Genomic DNA, 11,277 nt, shown 5'->3' with positions numbered 1-11,277 from the left:
GCCACCGGTGGCCAGGTCGCGGTCAGCGCGGCCGGTCGCAGCCTGGTGCGCGATGGCGCGGTAATCGACGTGTCCGGCGCCATCGGCGTCAAGGTGGCGATGGAATCCAATTCCATCAAGGTCAACGTCCAGGGCAACGAACAGCGTGACGCCTCGGTCAACCGCGAAGGCGGCAAGTTGACCAACAACGACGTGTGGGTGGACGTGCGGGATCTGGTCTACGTCCCGGCTGGCACCAACGGTTACGCCAGCGACCGCTGGTACACGGCGGGTGGGCTGTTGGAAGTTGGCGGCTATTTGGGGACCCGAGGTCACAGCGCCGGTGAATGGGCAGCGCAAGGCGGCACCCTGACGTTCACCGGTAACGACGTGGTGACCCAACAGGCAGCGCAGTTGAACCTGTCTGGCGGTACCCTGGATGTACAGAGCGGATACTTGCGCCAGTCCTGGCTCAAGGGCCCCAACGGGCGTTTGTATGACTTGTCCAAGGCACCGGGGGACATCCTCTACACCGGCATCTACAAGGGTTACGAAGACCACAGCCAACGCTGGGGCCAGACTGATTACTACTACAACCCGCTGATCGCCCCGCGCGAGCGCTTTGAAGCCGGCTACACCGTCGGCCGCGATGCCGGCAAGCTGGTGGTGTCGACCCGCAACGCGGTGCTGGAAGGTCAGATCGTCGGCGAGGTCTACCAGGGTGAACGCCAGACCCAAGCGCCGAACCTCAACCTCGACGGCTACCAGCAATCGCAGAACGCCGTGGCCCGTCGCGCGCAATTATGGGTGGGCAGCTACTCGCCGATCTATGACAAGACCAGCGGCGTGATCAACAGTGGCCTGAACCCCACCTTCGACCAGGTCACCCTTGGCAAGGTGGCCGACAAGCTTGCCGCGGGGCTGGACCTGACCTCGGTAGTCGGCACTGACCGGCAAGGCAAGCTGGTGCTGGACAATGCGTTGCTCAATGGCTTCCAGCTCGGCGCGGTCAAGGTGGCGGCGGCTGAAGGCATCCAGGTCGACGGTGCACTCAAGGTCGCCGACGGCGGCGATATCACGCTTTATGCCCCGCAGGTCGAGGTGAACGCCGACCTGACTGCCCGCAGCGGTCGTATTGCCTTGGGCAACGTGCTCAAACAGGTCAGGGCCGACAATTTCCAGATGGGAGACGTCGCGCTTTCACCCGCCACGGGACAGCGGGCGACGGTCACATTGGGTGAAGGCGTCAAGCTGAACACCGCCGGGCGCTGGAGCAATCTGCTGCTCGACGGCAACGACCGCCAAGGCCTGCCGTTCATCAACGGCGGCAGCGTGTCCGTGCGCAGTACTGGCGATATTGATGTGCAGCAGGGCAGCCTGATTGACGTCAGCTCCGGCGCTGCCGTGATGGCCGATGGCAAGACTCGCGGCGGCAAGGGCGGGGACTTGACCTTGACCGCGAGTACCGGTGCATCGTCCGGTAACGGTAACTTGATCCTCGAAGGTGAACTGCGCGGTACCGGCGTGAGTGGCGGCGGGACCTTGAAGTTGGCGGCCAGCAAAGTGCTGATCGGCAACAGCGACATCCCTCTCGAACCTGGCATTTTGCAACTGGGCGGCGATTTCTTCGACAAGGGTTTCTCGGCCTATGACATCACCGGTAATCAAGGCCTGACCGTGGCCGACGGGACCCGGGTCGATGTGACGATGCCGGTGTACCGTTTCGGTGAGCAGGCTTTGACTACCGGCAGCAACGCAGAGCCGGCTGATGCCTTGCAGCGCTGGACGCCGGAGCTGTATCAGGAAGATGCGGTCAAAGGTGTCCTGACCCAGCGTCGTGGTGCGAGCCTGAGCCTAACCGCCGGCACCGCGAACTCCAGCGCGGCAGACATGGCCAGCACGGTATTGAACATCGGGCGTGGAAGCGTGATCAGCGTCGATCCGGGACAAGGCATCGACTTGCGCAGCATCGGTCAACTGACCGTCAACGGCACCCTCAACGCCTGGGGCGGACGAGTCAGTCTCACCGAACTTAGCGTCAGCAACCCAGTTCGCAACCCGGTCAATGCCCAAGGCCATGGACGCTCCGTCTGGTTAGGCGAGCAAGCATTGATCGATGTCTCCAGTCGGGCCGTGACTGCCCAGGACATGCGCGGCCAGACCTATGGTCTGGTGCGTGACGGTGGCGAGATTGTCATTGGTGGTCAGATTGATGTCGCGAAAGGATCGGCTTCGGCGCCGGAATTGTTCGTGGTGATGCGCGAGGGGGCACGCCTGCAAGCGGATGGCAGCCAGGCAATGCTGGATGTTCCTGGCCAGGGACGCATATCGGTGACGAGCAACGGTGGCAGTATTTCCCTGGCGTCGGCCAATGGTCTGTACCTGGACGGCGAATTCAGTGCCCGTTCCGGTGGCACGGGGGCCGCAGGGGGAAGTTTGTCGGTGGCGCTGGAGACACCGTATTACCTGAAAAGCGCAGTCAATGACCGGGTCTTGCAGGTGCGTGAACTGGTGCTGGGACAAACCGCCCAGGCGAGCCCGCTAAGCGACACCGCCGAGGCCTCGGCGGATTCGTTGATCTATGGTCATGGGCGTTTGGGTGTGGACCAGGTCCAGGCGGGCGGCTTCGACAGCCTGTCTCTGCTGAGTAACGGCATTATTAGTATCGGTGGCGACGTGTCGCTGTCCCTCGGCCAAAGCCTGAGCCTATATGCGCGTAGCTTCGGGTTGAGCTCAGCCGCGCCAGCCGACACCCGTGTTCAACTTAATGCAGCTCATCTGCTGCTGGCGGGGCCGGCGGCCAGTCTACCGAATATGGATTCCTATACCCGACCGCTGATCGAAGGCGACGTATCGCCACTTGCGAACAAGGCGGTGCTTTCCGTCAACGCCGACCTGTTGGATGTACAGGGCAATGTGAGATTCAGCAGCAAAGGCACGCTGAGACAGGCCAATGGCACCACGGTCGAGTTGGAGCGCGCCGGGTTCGACCTGGTCCAGTTAAGCAGCCGTGGTGATCTGCGCTTGTTGGCGGGATTCTCCAGCGAAGGATTGCCTACGGGCTTTACCACGCAATTAATGACTCCTTCGGACATGATCCTGCAAGCGGCGCAACTGTATCCGGCGACCGGTGTCGGGGCTCGGGTATTGGCGGGGTATAGCTTGAGTGGCACCTCTGCCTACGACACGGCGCGCAGCTTGGTCATCGGACGGACTACCCAGGTAACGCCTCAGGTACCTTATTCGGCATTCGGTCACTTACAACTGGGCAGTGCGAATATTGAGCAGGGCGGGGTGGTTCGGGCCCCGCTGGGGTTGATTGAGGTCGGCACCAACGACGGCACTGGCATCACTAGCCAAGTGGACTTGCTGCCGAACAGCCTCACTTCAGTCAGTGGCCTCGGTCTGGTTCTGCCTTACGGCGGTACCGTCGATGGTCAGAGTTATGAGTACGCGGGCAAGAAGGTGGTGCTTCTGGGGCAAGGGGCCATCTCCTATGGCAACGGGGATCTGAATATTGGTGTGATTCTGGGCGGAAAATCTGTTGCGGCCCAGGAAGGCTCGGTACTCGATCTTTCGGGGGGCGGTGATCTGCTGGGTGCCGGTTTCATTTCCGGCCGTGGCGGCTCCACCGACGCGCGCTTCAACCCGCTGGTGCAAATCGGTGCCAACGGCGGCTTTACTTTACCGGGCCTGTCCAGCAACCCGGTCTACGCCATTGTGCCGGGCAACCAGAGTGCATACGCACCAGTGGCGCCCGAGGGCGGCGCAGTGGACCCCAGGATCGGACAACAAATCACCATTGGCGCCGGTGTACCGGGGCTGGCCGCCGGTACCTATACGCTGATGCCGTCCACCTATGCCTTGCTGCCGGGGGCGTTCCGGGTCGAGGTCTACGGTCTGGCGGGTCAGGGTTCCACGGCGGGTGCGTTGCAGATGCGCAACGGCTCCTGGACCACCGCCGGGGTGCTGTCGGTGGTCAATACCGAGCAGCGCAACAGTCTGTCCAGCCAGGTCATCCTGACTTCGGGCGATGTGCTGCGTCGCTATTCGCAGTACAACGAAACCAGCTACGCCCAGTTCGCTGTAGCCGATGCCGCACGCCTGGGCGTGCCACGAGCCCTGTTGCCGGTGGACGCCAAGACTTTGAAGTTGAAGCTCGCGCCAGGAGCGGGAGATCAGGCGTTCTCCTTCAAAGGCATCGGCAAGTTCGCGCCTCAAAAAGGTGGCTACGGCGGTACCGTCACGGTGGTTGGAGGTAATGGGGCGTTGGAGGTCGTTGCCGATGGGCGCGGGGCCACGGCCGGCTTCGAGGGCGTGACCCTCAATGCCGAAAGCCTGAATGCCTTGAATGCATCACGTCAGGTTATTGGCGGCCAGTTCTTGACGCTCTATGGGCAGAGCGGAAACTACATCACGCCCTCGAGCAGTGGAGGTAGAACCTCGTCCAGAGTGATCTTGCGTGAAGGCGTTACGTTGGCGGCACCGGAGGTTTTCCTGCTGGCCAGCAGCGAGGTGTCGATGGAACAAGGCGCCGCCATCAATACCGTTGGTCGTGGCGCGGCTGCCTACGATGCCCATGACGGTTTTATCTATGACCTCAATGTGAGTGGTCAGAACTTGCTGGCCGCCTCCAACGGCTTGCTCAACGTGTTGGCACCCTCATCGGGCAGCAGCGGCACCATCAACATCGGCGGCTGCAGCCTGACGCCATGCAGCGGCGTCACCCGAATTCATTCCGAGGGCAGCATCGTCGCCGCCACCGGAGGGAGCCTGGAATTGGACGACAAGGTGCGCTACGGCACCCGTCACCTGACCCTGGCCTTGAGCAATATCAACGTCGGCACCGCCCCGGCATTGAGCGACGCAGCGGCGCGTCAGGTCTTGCCGGCCGGCCTGACCCTGAGCCAGACGGTACTCGATCGCCTGTTGCGCGGGGACACCGAATACGGCGCCCCGGCCCTGGAAACCCTGGAACTGTCGGCGCGTGCGGCGTTGAATTTCTATGGCACTGTCAGTCTCGACACCTATGACCCGGTGACGGGCAAGTCGCGGTTGGCCAACCTGATGCTCAGCACGCCGGCCATTTATGGCGCAGGCAGCGTCAATGACGTGGCGACCATTCGCACCGCCAACCTGATCTGGAACGGCGCTGTTGGCGCGCCGGGTTCGGTGATTGCCGGTGGGGCCGGCACAGGCGCCGGTCGCCTGGACATCCAGGCCCAGCGTATCGAGTTCGGTTATGGCGAATTCGCCCAACCGAGCTCGATCACTACCCTGGATCGGCTGGCGCTGGGCTTTGCCAACGTCAACCTCAGTGCCAGCGAACGCTTGACCGCCAATCACAAGGGCAGCCTGGCGGTGTATCAGAGCCAGGGCGCCTATGACGCTGAAACGGGCTACGCCTACAGCGGTGGCAACCTGAACATTCTCACTCCGTTGCTCACCGGTGAAGCCGGTTCGATCAACCGTATCACCGCAGGCGGCGCACTCAACGTGGCAGGCACAACCGCCAAGCCGGGCACCGTTTCGGGGCTCGGTGGCGAGCTGTCGCTCAAGGGCGCGAGCCTCAACCTGGCCAGCGCGGTGGTGTTGCCCAGCGGCAAACTGACCCTGAGCGCGACGGATGAGCTGACCCTGGCCGACGGGTCGCTGATCGACGTTGCAGGTCGCGCGGTCACCTTCAACGACGTCACCCGCTACAGCGCCGGTGGCGAAGTCACCCTGCAAAGCCAGAACGGCAACATCCGCCAGGCGGGTGGCTCCAGCATCGATCTCTCGGCCCGCCACAACCAGGCCGGGCGGCTCAGCGCCGTGGCCTTGGGCAGCGCGGCGGGGGTCGTTGACCTGCAAGGGCGAATCCTCGCCAGCAGCACTGGCGAATACGATGCCGGTGGCACGCTCATGCCGTACCTGGCCGGTGGCGTGCAAATCCAGGCCCAGCGCCTGGGCGACAATGGCAGTCTCAGCGAGCAGTTCGCCGCGTTGAACCAACGCTTGAACGACGGCCAAGTGTTCGGTTCCCGCAGCTTCCAGCTCAAACAGGGCGACCTGGTGATCGGCAACGAACTCAAGGCCTCGTCCATCGACGTATCCCTGGACAACGGCAGCCTGCTGGTCAATGGCACGGTGGACGCCAGCGGCGAGCGGGTCGGCAGCATTTACCTGGCTGCAAAAAATGCCCTGACCCTGGGCAGCGGTGCCGTGCTTGACGCCCACGGTCGACGCCTACGCGTGGACAGCTACGGCAAGATCATCGACTCGCCGAACCGCGCCATTGTTGACTTGACCGCCAGGGAAGGCCTCATGACCCTGGGTAACGGCGCGCGTATCGATTTGCGCCACGGTACCGAAGTCGCGCTGGGCAGTGCGTCCGGTATGAACGACGGTCGGCCTCGCGGAACGTTGCAGCTCAGCGCGCCGCGACTGGGTGGCGTGTCGGGAGGCGACATGGCGATCGATGCCAGCGGTGCCCTGGATATTCAAGGCGCCCGCTCGATTGCGGTGGTTGCCACGTGGCAATACAGCGACGCGCCGCTGGTTAACGTGCCGGCGGCCAGCGGCAAACCATATCAGGTCATCAATCAGGCATGGCTGAAGGATGTGGTGGATCCCGACAACACCGCCTTTATCACCAACGCCCACGCCAACAACGATCTGTTGCAGCGCAAACTCGCCGGGCTGAACAACAGCCGCTATCGCGACGTGTTCCACCTGCGCCCCGGTGTAGAGGTGGTGAGTGCGACGGCCGATGGCGAGCTGGTGGTCCAGGGGGATCTGGACCTGTCGCGCTATCGCTATGCGAGCCTCAATCCGCATAACGTTTTGGATGAAAACGTCTACGGCTCCGGCGAATCCGCCAGCCTGACGCTGCGCGCCGGCGGTGACCTGAACATCTACGGCAGCATCACCGACGGTTTTGCCCAGCCGCCCGCCAGCAACGATGACAAGGGCTGGGTGCTGTTGCCAGGCATTGATTTCGCGGCGGGCGATATCGTCGTGCCCGGCACAGGTGTGACCCTGGAGGTCGACACGGCGTTCCCGGCCGGCTCGGTGCTCAACTTCGACGTACCGCTCAAGGGCGCCACCCTGGCGGCGGGAACGCGGTTGCCGGTGGCCGCGACGCTGGATCAGCCGTTGGTGGTGCCGGCGGGCACGGTGCTGGCCGCGGCGGTGCATGACGCACAGGGCAATCTGTTGTTCGCGGCCGGCACATTGTTGGCTTCGACCCAAACCCTGCAGGCGGGCACGGTGCTCGGGGCGGGCAGCCTGCTGGGCAGCAGCGCAACGATAGGCAACCTGATCTGGCCCAAAGGCGTTGCGTTGCCAGACATTGAAGGCGCGAGTAACGGCTTGACCAACGTGCTGCGTCTCAGCAGCGCCCTGGCACTGAGTGTGGGTTCGAAAATTCCGTCAGGTACCGACATCAAGTTGCCGGCGGGTGTCGAGTCGGTGCAGTTGCGTCCGGAAGTGGCGGGGAGCAACTGGGCCATAGCGCCAATGCTGGCCGAGGGCTCGCAGTCCTGGTCGTTGCGACTGGTGGCCGGTGCCGATACGCAGGCGGCGGACGGTCGGGTCGTGCGGCCGGTACTGGCGGGTGGTGATCTGCATTTGGCTGATAGTCACTACGGTATGTTTGGTGTGGCCAAGGCTGACGGAATGTTATGGACAGAAGCCGGATCATTAGATTTTTATGGCGACCTCAGTATGGCGGGCAAGCCGATCGACTTCGATGCCATTAATTACCCTTCCCTTTGTACTGATTCACCAAGCTTTTGCCAGGCAAGCAGCGGCTATGTCTGGACTGAAGTCGGTGCAATCGAATGGGGCGACCCGAGCCTCGCCGGCAAGCCAATTGATTTCGATGCCATCGGTTGGCCTGAGTTGTGCACCGCAAATCCAAGCTGGTGCCTGGCCTCCGGGCAAACCGATTACAAAGCCGGCAGTCAGCGCTGGAGTGTCATTCGCACTGGCGCTGCGGACTTGGAGCTGCTGTCGGCAGGTGATCTGAAAATGGACTCGCTGTACGGCGTCTATACCGCCGGCAGTTCAGCCAGCGAAACGTACGCCAACGACCCGTACAACCAACCCAAGGCGCGTGTGGCGGCGGGCAAGGTGCTCAATGATGCACTAGGTGAAAACGAGCAGTTCGTGGATGGCGGTACCAATAGTCTTTACCGCGCCTGGTACCCGGACTTTGGCGGCAACCTGAGTTTGAAGGTCGGCGGCAATCTGACCGGTAATAGCCTGGATGTATCGAGTGCGAGTATAGGGCGGCCCAATGGAGCAGACATTGGTTACGATACGGTCAACGTCGGTAATTGGCTGTGGCGTCAGGGCAATGGCTCAGTCGCAACCGGTACGCAGGCACAACCCACCGCTTGGTGGATCAATTTTGGTAGTTACACCGCCGCGAAGGACGGCAAGGCTGACCTGACGGTTGGGTTTACCGGCTTCGGTACTCTGGGCGGCGGTAACCTGAATGTTCAGGTCGCCGGCGATGCGGGGGTGCTCGATCAGATGGCAGCGAGTGGTCTTGTGCCAGGCAGCAACAGCCGCAGCCAAGGACTGGTTCTTGCCGTGGGCAGCACCGGGCGTGTGGGCGCTGATGGCAGCCTGCAATTGACCGGTGGTGGTGATCTCAACCTGCGTGTAGGCGGCGCCTTGAATCCCGATAGCGCGTTCGTCAGCGGGCATCTGAACGGTGCGGTCATCAACCTGCGGGGCCACGCGCAGATCGACAGCGGTGCCATCGGTCGAATTGACCTGCGCTATGGCAACGTTGCTTCGGCGCAGTCTCCGGGGGAAACGCGTGCGTACGACCCCTTCAGAGCCACACGTAGCCTGCCAACAGGCGGGCTGACCCTGATGCCGGGCGATGCGACGTTCGATCTGACAACTTCGGGCGACCTGGTAGTGATGGACGTAGCGGACCCTGGCCGGGCGCCGATGATGAGCGTATCGCCGTTCAAAGATGGCGCCACTAACGGATCCGGCGTGAGCTGGTTTTCGTTATGGACGGCTAATACGGCGATTGATCTATGGTCCTCGGGAGGCAATCTGACGCCTATGGTGTCAGGCGTCGAGACGGATCTGGCGGTGGTCTACCCATCGATCCTGAGGGCTGTGGCGGCCAATGGCAGCCTTTACTATGGCAATTCCTCGATATGGGATGGAACAGGTTATGACGGCAACAATCGTCCAGCCCTGTTGCTCGCTCCCGGCATGAACAGTGAGTTGCAATTCATGGCCGGCGATTCCATCTACGGCGGCGACATGTCGGTCAGTCGTTCAGGTGCATCGTCCGCAGCCCTGGCAACGCCGTTCAGGCCAGCCTTTGTGGGTATAGTCGAGACTGTCGAATCCGGTCCCGTCATAAAAGCCAGCAATCTCTCAGCCGATGGCAACCTCGCTCGCCCTAGTGCGAACATATTGCCGCTGTTTGCCTTCGACACCAGCAGTACCTCGGGTGATTGGGCCCTCAATGACGACCCTGCGCGCTTCTATGCGCTGGAAGGTGATTTGCTGGCTGTCACCAGCGGACGGTGGATGACATCGGCATCCGTTGGCAGGTGGCCAGGGCGAATCGCCTACGAAGGCGCCGGAGCTGTACGAATGATGGCAGGACGAGACATCGTCAGTAGTGGGACTCCACTGGGCGGCTCTTTGAGCAACAACTCCCAGGCAGGGGATTACACCAGCGCCGGCAACCTCTTCATCCACAACAACCCCACCGACATCTCAATCGTTTCAGCCGGGCGCGACATCCTCTACAGCAGCTTCAACGTCGCCGGCCCCGGCCTGCTGGAGATCACCGCCGGACGCAACATCCTGATGGATGACAAGGTCAGCATCACCAGTATCGGCGCCGTGGTGCCGGGGGATTCGCGCTCCGGGGCGAGCCTGGTGCTGCAAGCCGGCGCGGGCCTCGACGGTGCGGATTACCAGCGCTTCGTCAAGGCCTACCTGGACCCGGCGAACCAGGCCCTGGCCGGTGTGCCCCTGGCGGACCAGGATGGCAAGGTCGCCAAGACCTACGAAACGGAGCTGGTGAAGTGGCTCAAGGAACGCTTCGGCTTCAGCGGCGATACCGAGCAAGCCCGCAACTTCTTCGCTGCATTGCCGGCCGAGCAGCAGCGGGTGTTTGCCCGCGACGTGTACTTTGCCGAGCTCAAGGCCGGGGGTCGTGAGTACAACGAAGTCGGCGGCGTGCGCCAGGGCAGCTACCTGCGCGGACGAGAGGCGATCGAGCTATTGTTCCCGAGCAAGGACGTGGCGGGCAATGCGATCACCTACAAGGGCGACATCACCATGTTCGGCGGGGCAGGGGTGCACACCGATTTTGGTGGCGGCATTCAGATGCTCACTCCCGGTGGCGGGCAGACGTTCGGCATCGAAGGCAACGCGCCGCCGTCCACCGCCGGGGTCATCACCCAGGGCGAGGGCGATATCCAGTTGTATGCGAAGAACAGCATCCTGCTAGGGCAGAGCCGGATCATGACCACCTTTGGTGGCGCAATCCTCGGCTGGTCGGCCCAGGGCGACATCAACGCCGGCCGGGGTTCAAAGACCACCGTGGTCTACACGCCGCCCAAGCGCCTGTACGACACCTGGGGCAACGTGACCCTGTCGCCGTCGGTGCCGAGCACCGGCGCCGGCATCGCCACGCTGAATCCGATTGCCGAAGTGGCGCCGGGGGATATCGACCTGATCGCGCCGTTGGGCACCATCGATGCGGGCGAGGCGGGGATCCGTGTGTCAGGTAACGTCAACATTGCGGCGTTGACGGTGGTCAACGCGGCCAACATCCAGACCCAGGGCAAATCCACCGGCGTGCCGTTGGCGGCTTCGGTGAACACCGGGGCGATCACCTCAGCCAGTTCGGCGGCGTCCTCGGCGACACAAGCGGCGGAAGACGTAGCGCGCCAGCAGCAGAACGCGGCGCGGCAGAACCAGGCGTCGGTGTTTACCGTGCAGGTGGTGAGTTTCGGCTCCGAGCAACTGGCGCCTTCGCGTGATGGCGCCAGCCGTGAAGCACCACGTACCTATGATCCGGCCAGTCCGGTGCAGGTGCTGGGTGCCGGGCCGTTGGACGAGCAGGCGCGGCAGCGGTTGACCGAGGAGGAGCGGGGGCGGTTGAGCCTGTAAACCGAGTCGCGGCCTTCGCGAGCAGGCTCGCTCCCACAGGGGTTGTTGTGCCTGGAAGCCTTCGGGCACCCGGTCCTCCCTTGTCACAGGGTTTGTTGTGCCTGGGCATCATTGGATACCCACTATCCCCGTGGGGGGGGGGGGGGGGGG

At 63.0% G+C, this 11,277-nt stretch carries 1 protein-coding gene; it reads left to right on the top strand.

Going from position 1 to position 11,277, the window contains the following annotated elements; translation table 11 throughout:
• A partial coding sequence (locus ACE04F_RS24330; RefSeq protein WP_486110255.1) for a filamentous haemagglutinin family protein occupies nt 1–11,127 on the top strand: 11,127 nt, incomplete at its 5' end.
• Between the last annotated feature and the right edge of the window lie 150 nt (nt 11,128–11,277).

It is taken from the genome of Pseudomonas sp. AGC41, assembly GCF_057334555.1.
Note: the sequence above shows the minus strand (reverse complement) of the source record. Positions and strands in the feature narration are given on the sequence as shown.